The sequence below is a fragment of the Bacillus badius NBRC 15713 genome (assembly GCF_001591605.1).
In the GTDB taxonomy this organism is placed as follows: Bacteria; Bacillota; Bacilli; order Bacillales; family Domibacillaceae; genus Pseudobacillus; species Pseudobacillus badius.
Window position 1 is genome coordinate 14797 of sequence record NZ_BCVF01000005.1, and the last position, 13817, is coordinate 28613.

The following is a 13817-nucleotide window of genomic DNA, read 5'->3' on the forward strand; positions in this document are numbered from 1 at the left end:
AGCTTGGTAAATCAGCGGTATTTATCAGGTGTGCACCTGCATCGCCTGATCCTTTCGTTTTTTTAAGGCCATGTAAAGCAGCAAGCATTGCTCGAAAGACTGTGTATCAATGGAAAGAATTTCGCTTAGCTGATTCAATCGGTATAACAGAGTATTGCGATGAACAAACAGCTTTCTGGCCGCCCGGCTGACATTTAACCCTTGCTCGCAGTAGACAAGAAATGTTTCTATGAGTGCCGAAGCATTAGAATGGGAGACTAATTTTTCAGCGTAGTCATCCAGCGTCTCTGCCAAAGCCGGCTGAATGTCCTGCACGAGCGCACTTAATAAAATATTCCAGTCATCAAATGCATAAACACCCGATGCGCCTTTCGCGCGCTCCTTCCCTGTTGAGAGCGCCTGCAATGCCTGTTGGTACGAACGGCTGACACCTGCAAAACCGCTGCAGCTCTTTCCGTAAGCGATAGAAACCGAACCGCCCACCTGCTGGTTTCGAAAAAATTTCCTTAAGGCTTTCAGCGCATGTTCACATTGCCGCCTCGTTTTTTTCATGTCAGCACCATCCATATATTTTAGGACTATCCACTGTCCTTGATGAACCGGACTGATGATGTCTTCATCATGAACTTGAAAATAATGGCTGATGACTTGAAACAAATCATATTGGGAAATCCGGAGCACTCCTTCTTCTCCTTTCGCCGTATGCAGGGAGGAGAGGTCGATTAGAATGCACATTCGGGGGCAATCGAAATGAAAGCCCGACATGCTGCAATAATTTTGCAGGGTGTCTTCACTTTCCCACTCTTTAAAGTGGATAAGATGCTGAATGAAAAGCTCGGTCGTTTTCATTTGCAAATAAAATGATTCTGTCCGGAAAGACTGCTGCAGCAGCATTTCAACGTGTGTCCGGACAAACTCCACATATTTCCCCACCTCCTCCGGCTCGCCAATGATTCCTAAAACGCCAATGATTTGCCGCTGAAAGCGTATCGGTGTAGCCACACCCGGCAATACGTTTTTCCGTCCTGTTATGTTCTCCTTTGTGAAAATAACCGCTCTGCCCGCTTTTGTGACTTCCTCTGTCACCTCATGATGAGAGCCGATTCTTGTTAAGTCATTGCAGCCAATGATTGTTCCTTTGGCATCTGTAATGCTCATAGATACCCCCAGAACAGTGGATGTTTTTTCTACGATAGATTGGGCAATTTGTTCAAAAAACTTCATTGCTTCACCTCAGTCATTAGCTAATCTTTTAACATTTTTCTTAATTTTCTGATTAATATTCGTTATTATTCTACCAGATTTTTGTATAAATTGTACATTGATTGAAAGCGCTTTCCGAATATAATGGTAAATAATTTAAAGCAGCTATATCACGCCTGAGGGAGGTTTTTATATGAATAAAGCAGATATCATTATCGTCGGCGGCGGAGTTATGGGATCAAGTACAGCTTATTCCTTGCGCAAGATTGGTTTCGAAGGAGCAATTACAGTGTTTGAGAAAGACCCGATTTATGAGTTTTCCTCTACACCCCGCAGCGCAGGCGGGATTCGCCAACTATTTACCACGGCCATCAATATTCAATTAAGCCGGTTCAGCCTGCAAAAATATCAAACGTTTTCTGAAGATATGGCGATTGACGGCGAGCCGGCCAAAATTGACTTTCAACAAAGAGGCTATCTATTTTTAGCAAAAAAAGAAATGGTCCCGGCGATCGAGCGCCAAAGAAAGCTGCAAAACGAGCTCGGCGTGCCTTCCCAATTTCTCTCTCCCGATGAACTTCAGGCTGTCATCCCCGAGCTGCAGCTGGAAGATCTCGCGGGCGGCCTTTATTGTGCAGAAGACGGTTATCTTGATGCTTATTCAGTTATGCAGGCGTATAAGAAAAATGCCCAAAAGCTGAATGTCGATTATGTCTCTAAGGAAGTGGCCACCTTTTTGACGGAGAACGATCGCATAAGAGGAGTACGCTTAGTCGATGGAGAAGAATATATGGCCTCAATCGTAGTTAACTGTGCCGGAGCGTGGGGAGCGATTCTCAGTGAAAAAATCGGGCTTTCTCTGCCGGTCGTGCCGTTAAAACGGCAAATTTTTCAATTCCATCCGGCTGTCCCGCTGGAAAAACCTCTGCCTCTTACGATTGATCCAACCGGCGTGTACTTCCGCCACGAAGGCGACCGTGTAATTACAGGCTACGCAGAAGATGTCAAGCCTGGAATTGACTTTTCCTGGAAGCGCTCTTACTTTGAAGAGCTCTGGCCGGTGCTGGCTCACCGTGTTCCAAACTTCGAAAGCGTGAAGCTGGAATCCGGCTGGGCGGGGCTGTACGACTTTAATACCGAGGATCAAAATGCGATCATCGGCGAACATCCGTCTATGAAAGGGTATTATGTTGCTCTTGGATTCAGCGGACATGGCATGCAGCAAGCGCCTGGCGTCGGCCTCGGATTGGCTGAACTCATTTACAAAGGAACCTATGAAACACTCAATCTGTCTCCTTTGCGTGTCGAACGTTTTGCAGAAAATGACTTAGTGCTGGAGCAAGCAATTGTGTAATTGACTTTTATCAAAGGGGGAAGCGACTTGCTAATATTAACTGAAGGCAGCATGCGAGCAGCTGCTGGCATGGCAGATATCATTGCAGCTGCAGAAACTGCCTATGAGCTTTACGATCGAGAGCAGTTTCATATGGACGCAAGAACACAGATCGCTCATGAAGAAAACACACTTTTGCTTATGCCTTGCCAAGCCAGCGAGTTATTTGGAACAAAAATAGTCAGTGTGTTTCCTACTAATCATCAGCGGTCGCTGCCGGCTGTACAAGGGCTGATGGTGCTGATTGACGCCTGCACAGGGAAACCGAAAGCCTTATTGAACGGCACCTATTTAACCGCGCTCCGTACCGGCGCTCTCGGGGGATTGGCTGCCCGGCATCTCGCACCGGCCGGCGCCAGCTCTGCAGGCTTGATCGGCACTGGCGCCCAAGGCTTCTACCAGCTCCTGGCCATCTGCCTGGAGCGTAATATTCAGAACGTTTATTTATACAACCGAACACCTGAAAAAGCGATTGCTTTTGCCGGCAACCTTCAATCGCACTTGCCTTCACACATCCGGATTCACATTGAACATCACTCCAATGAAGTAATCAGCCAGTCAGATATTCTTGTTACTGCAACAACGTCCAGCATGCCTGTTCTTCCGGACGAACCTGATTTATACAACGGCAAGCTCATAATCGCCGTCGGGTCCTTTCAGCCGCAGATGCGCGAGCTGCCTGAACAGCTCTTTAAACAAGCAAATCACCTTTTTATTGATACCCTTGATGCGATCGAAGAATCGGGCGATGTGGCCGACCCGCTCAAAAACGGCTGGTTAAGCCAGTCGCAGATCATTCCATTTTCCAGCTTAATCGCCGGCAAAATACGCCCGCAATTAAGCGAGAAGCATCCCATGATTTTCAAATCGGTCGGGATGGCTTTATTTGATGTCATGGCCGCCCGGGCTGTTTATGAAAAAGCTGTTCAGCACCAGATCGGACTGGAAATTGAATTATAAAAGTTAAGCCTAAAACCTTGGAGAGGATGATAAATATGCATACAATCATCATGGTTGAGTTCATTCTTTATTGCTTGCTGATGCTTGGAGCCGGCTACTTATTCAGCCGAAAAGAAATGGATCATGCTTCCTTCCTGCTCGGCGGCAAAAAATTGCCGGGCTGGGCGCTCGCTTTTTCAGAAAGAGCCACCGGCGAATCCGCCTGGCTCCTCCTTGGCTATACAGGATTTGTTTTCGCTACAGGTCTGTCCGGCATATGGGTAGCTGTCGGCATTTCATTAGGAATTGTTTTTTCCTGGCTGTTTTTAGCAAAGCGCTTTATGAAGGAAGCGGAAGAATATCAAATTATGACCCTTCCCGGCTACCTGGCGAAGCGATTCGGCAGCCACGGAAAAATTATTCTTTGGATGTCTGCCATTTTAATTATTAGTTTTATGATGTTTTATTTCGGCGCGCAAATTGCCGGTGCCGGCAAAACATTATTCACTGTGTTTCATATCCATCCCACTGCAGGGGCGTTGCTTAGTCTAGCCATCGTTATTCTCCTCTCCTACCTTGGCGGGTTCACGGCTGTTGTCTGGACCGATATGATTCAAAGCCTAATGATGCTTGTCACGCTTGTTGTCTTGCCCATCATCGCTCTTTTTCATATTCAGGAAGCCGGCCTCTCCATCAGCGCAGCCCTTGCCGCCTCTGGCCCGGCTATGGATTCGTGGACAGGCGGGGCGGCAGGATTTGCTCTCGGCCTTCTTCTCTTTAACAATTTCGCCTGGTTTTTCGGATTTCTCGGCGGCCAGCCGCAGCTGAGCGCCCGCTTTATGGCATTAAAAAATGAGAAAGAAGCAAAAACAGCTACCCGGGTCGCCATTATTTGGACCATTCTCGCTTACGGCGGAGCCTTCATGATCGGCTTAACCGCCCTTACTTTATATCAAGGGCAAAATTTCGCCGATGTAGAAACGATCCTTCCTTTCATGGTTTTAGACTTATTGCCGCCTTGGATCGCCGGAATTTTGCTTTCAGGAATTTTGGCCGCGATTATTTCTACCGCCGACTCGCAGCTTCTCGTCATTACAAGCTCAGTCAGCGAAGATATTGTCAACCATGCGCTCGGCAAAAACTTGACTGAAAAACAACTAGTGACTATTTCCCGGCTCACCATTATCGGTGCGGGGCTGCTTGGACTGCTGATCGCCTTAACCTCTCAGTCTCTCGTATATCTTGTTGTAAGCTGGGCCTGGGCCGGTGTAGGCTGTACCCTTTCACCCGCTATTATTCTCACGTTCTTCTGGAAGCGCTACTCTGGCGCTGGCGTCATCGCCACGATTCTGGCCGGATTCATCAGCACCATCGTCTGGATTTCCACGCCGCTTGAAGAGATTATTTCTTCCCGCTTTACCACATTCTTGATCGCTGCTTTCTTCGGCATTGTATTCAGCCTGCTCTTCCCATCCAAAGAAAGCGCCCGCGATATAAAAGAATCTCCTGAAGCAGACATATCGCCAAAAGTGATAGGATAATTGGTCCATCCATACTGAAAAGCACTGTTCGTCTGCCCGAACAGTGCTTTTGGCAATCAAGGAACCCATACTTCAATGTGTCGCGGCAATACTTCAAGCGTAAGCGGGAGGCCGCTTCCGATATCGCCGTCAACGTTCGCTTTTAAAAGAGCCTCTGAAGCAACCTTCACCCGGCTTGTACGAAAATACACGACATCCGGGTCTTCATTCAATTCCCCCTTCAACAAGTTGGCCGTCATCCGCACAAGCTTTGGCAAGGATGCTTTACGAATGATAAAGCAATGAAGCTTGCCATCATGAACTTCCGCATCAGGTGCCACACTTTCAAACCCGCCGACAGAATTGGTCAAAGCAGCTAGAAAAAGCAGCGCCTCTCCCTTCCATTCTTCCTCATCCGCCGTCACTGAGATGGTCACTGGCTGCTTATTCACCAGCCCTTTGCCCCCTTCCAGAAAGTAAGCAAACGAACCGAGCGCCGTTTTTTTCTCAGGAGATACCACCGCTGCAGATTCGGCTATATCACCCAGTGCGACAATATTTAAAAAATAGCGTTCATTGACCTTTCCGACATCTGCCTTTTGCAGCCTGGCCCGGCCGATGACAGCCATCGCCTCCGCCGGTTCAAGAGGCACCTGCAATGCCCTGGCAAAGTCATTCACTGTGCCGAGCGGAATAACTCCAAGCGTCGGCCTGTGTTCTTTTTCCGCCAGGCCATTGACTACTTCATTTAACGTCCCATCTCCACCGATTGAAACAACCATGTCAAGACGAGCCGCAGCTGCCTCCGCCGACCATGCAGCAGCATCTCCAGTCTGGCTTGTTAACCGGATATCGGTTGTATAGCCTATGTTCGCCAGCTGGTGCTGGATTTTTTCCACATACCCCTGCGCCTCTTCTTTTCCTGAAGAAGGATTAGCGATAATCATAGCTTTTTTCATTCGGCTTTCCCTCCATTTGCTCTGCCTTGGCTGTTCTCTGTTTGCGACTTACGCTGCTGGTAAAAAGAGCCGGTTCCCAGCTCTTCATTCAGAAGCAGTTCCATTTGCTCCAGATCTGCCCTTGTCACAACAGGATCTTTCTCTGACCAGTTCACGATATAAATAAAATAAAAATGGTTAATCGTTCGAAAAATCACATTTGAATGGGGAAACTTATCAAATACCGCCTTGATATTGTAGCGGCGGGAATATGCCCATCTCTCAAGCCTCATAAATTAGCCACCTATTATTAGAATAATATCTTTTATATACCCTCTTCTCTACTTTTTCAACTGCGGACAACGATAAATTCCTTGTCGCTTTTCTCGACAAAACTACTGATCAATCAACAAAACTAGTGAAAGGACTTTAGCCTTTTGCATGGAAAGTAGTAGTAACAGTCTATTATCCCGGAAACAGCCGCTTGAGGAAATGAGACATCATTATTTAACGGAGGGATGAACATGGAACAGGCTTATTTTAGTTCAGAAGTAGCCAAAAGCCTTGGAGTGGGGGCAAGCACGCTGCGAAAATACTCATCAGCACTGGAAGCGGCCGGCTACCGCTTTGACAGGGGAATCAACAACTCACGTGTTTTTTACCAAAAAGACATTATTACTGTCCAGCGTCTCTTAAAGCTGATCCAAGAGCAAAACTTGCCGCTTGAAGCAGCCATCGAACTAGCGATGAAAACGGAGCCGGATACACACATAGAGCAGAAACAAGCGGAACAGCCGAAAGCCGAAAGCAATGAATTATCTGAACGGATTGCCCGCCTGGAGGAGCAGCAGGAAACTCTCATTCAAGTGAACAAGGAGCTTGTTAAAGAGCTTGCTCAATACCAAAGGTGGATGAAGGAGAAATTAGAGCATCAGGAGATAGAGATTCGTGACCGCCTGCTGTTAAACAGCCTTCAGCCTCCCCCGATTAAAAGAGAGCCTCCTAAATACCGGCTCCCTTCCTTGTTTTCTATTTTTAGAGGGAAAAAAAATGAAGCCACTTTTAATTAAGCGGCTTCATTTTTTTCTTTGCAGGACTTTTTAGGTTTGTGTAGAATTAGGTCAAACATCACGTTTAAAAGGGAGCCTTTACATAATGAAAAAAGCAGTTTTCTTTGATTTAGACGATACACTGTTAAATGACCGCAAAAGCATTCAAACCGCCTTCGATGTGACCTGCGGGGACTTAGAACAAAAATACGGAATTGGCCAAGCAGAAATTGAAGCCTCTGTCAGAGAAGCAGCACGGGAACAATATCAGCAGTATTCTTTTTATCCGGTGACTCTTCATCTCGGCATTAACCCTTTTGAAGGGCTGTGGGGAGATTTTGGCGATGTGCATCATTGGCAGCTGCGCCAGATGGGCAAGGACATCAGCGATTATCAATTAAAAACATGGGAAAAAGGATTAGCGGCTGTTGGAATCCAAGGAGCAGCTGACTGGGCAAAAGAACGGTTCCGGGAAGTTCGCCGCCGTTCTCCTTTCCTGTACGAGGACACGATCGCTGTGCTGGATCAGCTCAAAGAAAATGGCTGCCGGCTGTTGCTCTTAACTAATGGGGCACCTTCTCTTCAGCTAGAAAAACTAACGATGACACCAGAGCTCGTACCTTACTTCGAACATATCGTCATCTCAGGGAACTTTGGATTTGGAAAGCCGGACCCTTCCATTTTTGCTCATGCGCTCAAGCTAATGGACGTACGCGCAGAGGAAGCGATAATGATCGGTGACAACTTAGGAACCGACATCCTCGGAGCTACCCGTCTTGGCATGGAATCTATCCTGATCGATCACGGTGATGGCCGAAAAGTAGATGGAGCCACACCTACCTACGTTGTTCGCACACTAAGCGAGGTTGCTGACACTCTCCAAAAATTAACAAGCGTCTAACAGGTTTTCTTTCTTCCTAAAAAGGGAATAGACCAGCAGATCCCTCTTTATATATAGATAAGGGAAGAAGGAAAAGGAGAGAGAAAGATGACCAGCCATTTAACGAAAAATGAGCAGGAACACCAATTGCCTCAAGCTTCTAAATTAGAGATTAAAGTATTTGATGAACAGGGCTGCTTTCCATTTAAGGGAAAAGACCTGTCATCGAAACATGTATATGAAATTCACGATGAAACACTGCGGACCCCGCTTGAAAAAGCAGAGGTATTCGAGCAGCTGTTGGACGTGCCCAGCAAATGTGAACTATGGATTGTGCCAGTGACGACAGAAACCTCCGCGCTTACCCAATCCTTGAAAGAAGAAAAAACAAGCGCTTTGTTTCATTTGCTCTCCTCCATTAAAGATAAAATGCAATTCGATCAAACGTTTATTATCGTGGAGGACGATGCGGCCGCCGCTATATGCAGCCAATTAAAAGAGCTCGGCTACACATTTACGGAGAAAACGGAAAAAGAACTGGAACAAGTCCAAGTAGAATTTTAACGAACGTGCCAAGCTGTTGCTTGGCACGTTTTTACTTGTCTTTTCCATGCATCACGTATGCTAAGGAAGGCGAAAAAGCGAAGGGCCATTCTCGATGAAAGGAATGCAGCATCTGTGAATGCTGAGGCTTCATTCCCACTACTTCAATTTTTGCTCCGTTCATATATTGAAGCATCGTAAAAAGCGCAAGCAGCTTGTCTACCCCTTTCTCTTCTATTTGCCCGACAGCCGTGAAATCCACAGCAATATGAGTGTACTCTCCCTCATAAGCCGTATGAAGCGCCTGTTTCGTGATCGACTCCATTTTTTCCCTTGTTATGTCTCCGAAAAGCGGGATGAACGCCAAAGTCGGAGACAGAGCAATAAAGGGGCCGGAAAGCTCTCTTAAACGAATGAGGGCTCTCTCCAGCTCCTCCTTTTTTGCCAGCAGTTCAAAATTAGTAGAAGATAAACGGTTCTGCAAGGAGAGTAACCGCTCCTCCAAATGTTCATTCTGCTGATCTTTGGGAAGCAGCGCAATATGGCCGTTCGCTTGTCCATCCCACGATAAATGAATATCAAACAACTGGGCTGGAGCCGTTTTTGTCCGTAAATTCACTTCAAACTGGCACGGTTCCTCTTGATAAACAATGAATTTGACTAGCTTTTCTTTGCTTGCGACATCTGCCAGCGCAACAATATTGTCTGCAGGAAGATCAAACATACGGGAAGCCGCCCCCGAGCATGTTAAAATATTTCCTTCTTTGTCAATCTGAATATAAGGAATAGGAAGCGGCTGATTATAAAGAGACATTGGGTTCACCTTCTACTTTCTGAGTATGCAACCATAAATGAGCAGCGTGCAAATCTTGAAAAATCACTGTTTTCTCCGAGCAATATGACTGCAAATCATACATTCCCGCCAGCCTTCCTCCAAGAATAATCGACGGCTGGGAGGAAAGCCCGGACAACCGCTGAATATAGTCTTGCAAAAGCGGAAGATGATAAACAATCGCTACGGACAAGCCAATGACATCGGGCTGCCACCTTTCGGCCGCTTTCCATGCTGATTCCAGCGGCAAATCTGAACCAAAAAGCCGGACACTCCAGCCCGCTTCCACAAATAAGCTGCTAACCATCTTTAGTCCAAGATAATGGCGCTCTCCTTCCGGACACAAAAACATCGCTTTTTTATTTGTTGAAGAGTGTTCTTTTTGCCAGGGAAACAAGCTGGATAAAACAAAATCGCAAGTACCAGTAGCCAGGTGCTCATCTGCTACAGTGATCTTATTGCTTTCCCATAATTCGCCGACATATTGCATCGCTGGGGTGAGAAGCTGATCAAATACCTCCAGTGTCGTCAACTCCTGTTTGCCTTTCAAAAAATCGATGGAGGCTAGTGCATCCCCTTCCAGTAAATAACCGGCTAACTCGTGCACTTCCTTGTTCATCTTCTTCACCTCATTTGCCTGTTTAATAGCTTCACTGCTGCAAGGCTAATATGGCTTCCTGTAAATAAGACCACCCTTTCTCATTTTCCTGTTCGCCGCTTTCCATTAACAGCTGCTGAATAATGACAAAGTTATCAATCAAATGCCTCGTACTCATGCCATGCTTCGTTAAAATGCCGTTGAGCCAGAGCGCATAATCAATAAAAAACTGCTGGTTATTCAAAAGCAAAGCCGTTTCCAGCTGCTTCATATGATGATGATTATCTTCCAGGCATTTAGCTTTTCCTTCTTCTCCGAAGCGGACCAGCAGAGCAGGCTCACGCTTATATATTTCATCCGTTGCTTTCTCTGCTAAGGCTGTCTTCCAGCTTTGCTTCATGTAGCCACCACCTTAAATTGGCGGACTGTAGGAATAACAGCGGCCAGCTCCTGATCCGGATAGTTTTTTTCCAGCTCATGAATTTTCTTAAACTCTTCGCTTCGCACCCACGATAAATATGAAGCTTTGGATTGGAAAGCCAATTGCACGGTCAGCTCTCCCGGTTTTTTATCATTTTGAAGCAAGAGAAAATGCTGAAAGCCATCCGCTTTATCGACAAATCGCGAACGATTTTTATAGATGGAAATAACCTCTTCTGCCTGATGATCCTGTACAGAAAATGTGGAGTGAACAACGTACACGTTAAAACCCCCTTCTTCTACAGTATATGTACTACTCTATCATTTCCACTTCCTGCTAATCTATTATATTGTTTGTTTTTTTTTGAAATCAAAAAGGGCGATACCCCTTTCGAGTACCGCCCATCCATATTGGTTTCTCCCGGTTTCATTTGTTTACCCTTTCCGCATTCGGTTGAACCGTCTTTAATTGGCTCGCAGACAAAATCTCGGGGTTGGTCAACACCTCAATAACCGCCGGGCGCCCGCTCGCCTTCGCTTTTTCCAATGCCGGCAAAAAGTCCGCATTCTTCCTGACTTGCTCTCCATAACAGCCGAACAGCTTGGCAAGCTCGGCAAAATTCGCATTGGATAGCTCCGTAGCCACTACCCGGCCCGGAAAATGCTTTTCTTGATGAGCCCGAATAGTTCCGTACATATTGTTATTTACAACGATGGCGATGACAGGGACTTGAAGGCGGGCAGCCGTTTCCAGCTCTTGCACCGTCATCATAAACCCTCCATCTCCCGAAAAAGACACAACCATTTTATCCGGGCAGGCCATCTTCGCGCCGATCGCTGCCGGCAGGCCATATCCCATCGCACCGGATGTCGGGCCAATATAAGTACCTTGGCGGTCAAAACGGTAATAGCGGGACAGCCAGCCAAAGAAATTACCGGCATCGCTTGTTAAAATAGCATCTGACGGAAATGAATTTACCATGTCATGCAATAAGCCATCCATATCGACATGCTGCTCCTCATAATCTTTTGGGGGTGATGAGAAGGCAAGATAAGCGGCGTGCAGCCTTTGAAGAGCCTGCTGTTTCTCCTGTTCTTCCGCAGGGACAGCCATATCAAGCGCTTTTTCTAGAAACCGTTTGACATCGGCTGTGATGCCTAATGCAGGAGCATACACTTTACCGATACTATCCGGGCAAACATCTACTTGAATCAGCTCCGTTTGTTCTCCAAGGAGCGTGTAGTCTTGGGTAGTGACTTGTGAAAAGCGGGTACCAAGCGCCACGATGAGATCGGCATCTTTAATATAGTCCAACAGCCCTTGCTCCGAGCCAAAGCCGAGCCAGCCGGCATAATGCGAATGGCTGTTAGGAAAAGCGTCGAACCTGCGAAAAGCCGTAACAACAGGCACGTTCAGCTTTTCAGCCAAGCGGGCAAGCAAATCGGCTGATTTCGTCCGTGTCACTCCCCCGCCGGCAATCACAACTGGCCTCTCAGCTGCCCTGATTCTTTCCAATACTTCCCGGACAGCGTCTTCAGAAGGCTCAGGCACCTGTTCCGTTTGAATATGGCGTTCGATATATTCTGCTGTCTCTTCCAGCATGTCGTGGGGCAGAGAGACAACGACAGGTCCCGGCCGCCCCGATCTTGCCATGTAAAACGCCCGATGAAGGAGCTCAGGAATCCTGTCTGCCGACTCAATTTCTACTGTCCATTTGCATAAGTGGCTAAAGAAAGCCGTAAACTCCACTTCCTGAAAAGCTTCTCTGCCTTTAAACGGCCTCTCTACCTGCCCGATCAGAGCAACAAGCGGGGTAGAATCCTGCATCGCTGTATGCAGACCAATGGAGAGATTGGCAGCCCCAGGCCCTCGGGTAGCCATGCAAACTCCCGTGCTGCCGGACGCTTTCGCATATGCTTCTGCCATAAAAGAAGCTCCCCCTTCGTGGCGGGTTGCGACCAGCTGAATGTCCGGATGTTCATAAAGGGCATCAATCACTCCAAGATAACTTTCCCCCGGCACGCAAAAAGCTTTTTTCACTCCTTCCCTTTCCATTACTTTCACAATTGCCTGTCCGCCGGATAATTTAGCCATGTTCAACGCCCCGCTTTCTTGTTCAAATAAAGTAATCAATAAAATTCCAAATTGTTTGTCTATTGGATTTTAAAATATGGTATACTCTGGTCAACATTCTCTCTTTCAAACTGGACATTTTTGTCAAACAAGGGGTGCTGTCAGTGAAAATTTTAGAGCATATCGCTCAGGACATCGCCGAAAAAACAAGCGCTGTGTTAGGCTATCCAATCAGCATCACCGATAATGAAGGATATATTATCGGCTCAACCGACAAAGAAAGACTTGGCCTCTTCCATCGTCCTTCGTTGGATGTTATTCGAAAAAAAGGCCTGATTCACTGCCGCGGCGAACAGTTCGGCCAGGTGCTGCCGGGCAGCTCTGTCCCGATTATGATTAACAATAAAGCCATCGGTGTTCTTGGCATTATCGGACAGCCGGAAGAGGTCGAAAAGTATGTTCACCTCGTGAAAAATCAAGTGGAAATGATGTGCCAGGATGCCTTTCATAAAGAAATGAAAGAACTGGAAACCAAGATGGTTGAGGTGTTTATCCAGCAGATTATTCACTATGATACAGATGAACAAGATGAACGGATCATTCAGTATGCTAAAACCCTTGGGTACGACCAGGAAATTTGCCGGACCTGCATCTTAATAGATATTCACCGCCCTTTGCCGATCCGGACAGGCTCGAGTGAATCCAATGATTCCCACTCACTGCCTTATTTTCAAAGGGATCTGTTAGACTACCTCCATTTGATTTTCCGCGACTCTAAAGAAGACATCCTTTCCTTTATTAATATTGAACAATTGATGATTGTAAAACCAGCCGCCACAGAGCAAGCTTATGCAGCTCTCGTTTCTTCCCTGGAACAGCAGCTTCATAAGCTGAACAGCTTTTTGCAGGCGAAGTACCACCTATCTGCCTCTCTTGCCATCGGTGATGTGCAAAAAGGAATAAGCGGCATCGCCGAATCCTTCCGTAACGCCGAAAAGGCCATGTCTCTGGGCAAGGGAACAGCTAACGGGCCAGGGGTGTTTATTTATGACGAAAAGCAGGCTGCTTTTCAGCTGCTGCCGAAAGAAATGACCCCCGAACTTCAAAGAAAGCTAATCAATATTATTCAGCCGCTCACTCATTTAGACAGCTATGAGGTGCTCGCCGCGACTTTTCTCAGCTATTGCACGCATAACTTAAATTTAAGCGAAGCCGCCCGCAATATGTTCATTCACCGGAACACGATTATTTACAGACTGGAGAAGATCAATGAAGCGACCGGTCTCGACACGGGAAGCTTCCAAGATTGCCTGCTGCTTTACATGGCGATCCGCTGCTATGAAGAAAAGAAAGAGGGGATCCCCCGCTCAAAATAAGGGCTTTTTTTGAAAAAACAAGCAGAAATGCCTTCGCAGCCTACTGCGAGCA

General features: G+C 46.8%; 15 protein-coding genes. 7 read left to right on the plus strand and 8 right to left on the minus strand.

The annotated features are described in order from the left end of the window. Positions 1 to 24: 24 nt before the first annotated feature. Entirely contained in the window at positions 25 to 1224 is a 1200-nt protein-coding gene (locus tag BBA02S_RS03845) for a CdaR family transcriptional regulator (RefSeq protein ID WP_041113887.1), read from the minus strand. A 172-nt stretch (positions 1225 to 1396) separates the two neighbouring features. Here BBA02S_RS03845 and BBA02S_RS03850 point away from each other — a divergent pair, with 172 nt between their 5' ends. The 3 genes from BBA02S_RS03850 to BBA02S_RS03860 are packed head-to-tail and all read left to right on the plus strand — an operon-like array spanning position 1397 to position 5076. Beyond that, entirely contained in the window at positions 1397 to 2557 is a 1161-nt protein-coding gene (locus BBA02S_RS03850) for an NAD(P)/FAD-dependent oxidoreductase (protein ID WP_041113888.1), read from the plus strand. Between the two features lie 27 nt (positions 2558 to 2584). Continuing rightward, complete coding sequence (locus BBA02S_RS03855) at positions 2585 to 3556, plus strand: ornithine cyclodeaminase family protein (protein WP_041113889.1); 972 nt, start codon at positions 2585 to 2587, stop codon at positions 3554 to 3556. 35 nt (positions 3557 to 3591) lie between these two features. Then, the gene (locus BBA02S_RS03860) at positions 3592 to 5076 is read left to right on the plus strand and encodes a sodium/proline symporter (protein WP_041100669.1); all 1485 of its coding nucleotides are present in this window, start codon (positions 3592 to 3594) and stop codon (positions 5074 to 5076) included. Positions 5077 to 5132: 56 nt separating this feature from the next. Here BBA02S_RS03860 and BBA02S_RS03865 read toward each other — a convergent pair whose 3' ends face one another. Together BBA02S_RS03865 and BBA02S_RS03870 are read right to left on the minus strand one after the other, a co-directional pair. Next, on the minus strand, positions 5133 to 6014 hold the full coding sequence (locus BBA02S_RS03865) for a diacylglycerol/lipid kinase family protein (protein ID WP_041113890.1): 882 nt from the start codon (positions 6012 to 6014) through the stop codon (positions 5133 to 5135). After that, positions 6011 to 6286 (minus strand): hypothetical protein, encoded by a 276-nt coding sequence (locus tag BBA02S_RS03870; protein ID WP_052475301.1) that lies wholly within the window; start codon positions 6284 to 6286, stop codon positions 6011 to 6013. Before BBA02S_RS03870 ends, BBA02S_RS03865 begins: the two co-directional genes overlap by 4 nt. Positions 6287 to 6517: 231 nt before the next feature. Here BBA02S_RS03870 and BBA02S_RS03875 point away from each other — a divergent pair, with 231 nt between their 5' ends. The 3 genes from BBA02S_RS03875 to BBA02S_RS03885 all read left to right on the plus strand — a co-directional run bounded on the left by BBA02S_RS03875 (position 6518) and on the right by BBA02S_RS03885 (position 8486). After that, a complete protein-coding gene (locus tag BBA02S_RS03875) occupies positions 6518 to 7063 on the plus strand; it encodes a MerR family transcriptional regulator (RefSeq protein WP_052477324.1) in 546 nt (181 codons plus the stop codon). An 85-nt stretch (positions 7064 to 7148) separates the two neighbouring features. Continuing rightward, positions 7149 to 7943 (plus strand): HAD family hydrolase, encoded by a 795-nt coding sequence (locus tag BBA02S_RS03880; RefSeq protein ID WP_041113891.1) that lies wholly within the window; start codon positions 7149 to 7151, stop codon positions 7941 to 7943. An 87-nt stretch (positions 7944 to 8030) separates the two neighbouring features. Beyond that, a complete protein-coding gene (locus tag BBA02S_RS03885) occupies positions 8031 to 8486 on the plus strand; it encodes a hypothetical protein (protein WP_041100663.1) in 456 nt (151 codons plus the stop codon). A gap of 31 nt (positions 8487 to 8517) precedes the next feature. On the opposite strand, the gene BBA02S_RS03890 is transcribed toward BBA02S_RS03885, so the two are convergent. The 5 genes from BBA02S_RS03890 to BBA02S_RS03910 form a co-directional block, all read right to left on the minus strand. After that, positions 8518 to 9279: a hypothetical protein gene (locus BBA02S_RS03890; protein WP_052475299.1), complete on the minus strand. Its 762-nt coding sequence runs from the start codon at positions 9277 to 9279 to the stop codon at positions 8518 to 8520. Beyond that, a complete protein-coding gene (locus BBA02S_RS03895; RefSeq protein ID WP_041100661.1) occupies positions 9266 to 9916 on the minus strand; it encodes a cobalamin B12-binding domain-containing protein in 651 nt (216 codons plus the stop codon). The genes BBA02S_RS03890 and BBA02S_RS03895 overlap by 14 nt, the downstream gene beginning before the upstream one ends. A gap of 31 nt (positions 9917 to 9947) precedes the next feature. After that, entirely contained in the window at positions 9948 to 10295 is a 348-nt protein-coding gene (locus BBA02S_RS03900) for a hypothetical protein (RefSeq protein WP_041113892.1), read from the minus strand. Then, positions 10292 to 10597, minus strand: coding sequence for an antibiotic biosynthesis monooxygenase family protein (locus BBA02S_RS03905; RefSeq protein WP_041100657.1), 306 nt, complete (start codon positions 10595 to 10597; stop codon positions 10292 to 10294). Before BBA02S_RS03905 ends, BBA02S_RS03900 begins: the two co-directional genes overlap by 4 nt. A 145-nt stretch (positions 10598 to 10742) precedes the next feature. Next, positions 10743 to 12410, minus strand: coding sequence for a thiamine pyrophosphate-dependent enzyme (locus BBA02S_RS03910; RefSeq protein ID WP_041113893.1), 1668 nt, complete (start codon positions 12408 to 12410; stop codon positions 10743 to 10745). 143 nt (positions 12411 to 12553) lie between these two features. On the opposite strand from BBA02S_RS03910, the gene BBA02S_RS03915 reads away from it, so the two are divergent. Next, a complete protein-coding gene (locus BBA02S_RS03915; RefSeq protein ID WP_041100653.1) occupies positions 12554 to 13765 on the plus strand; it encodes a CdaR family transcriptional regulator in 1212 nt (403 codons plus the stop codon). Positions 13766 to 13817: the final 52 nt, after the last annotated feature.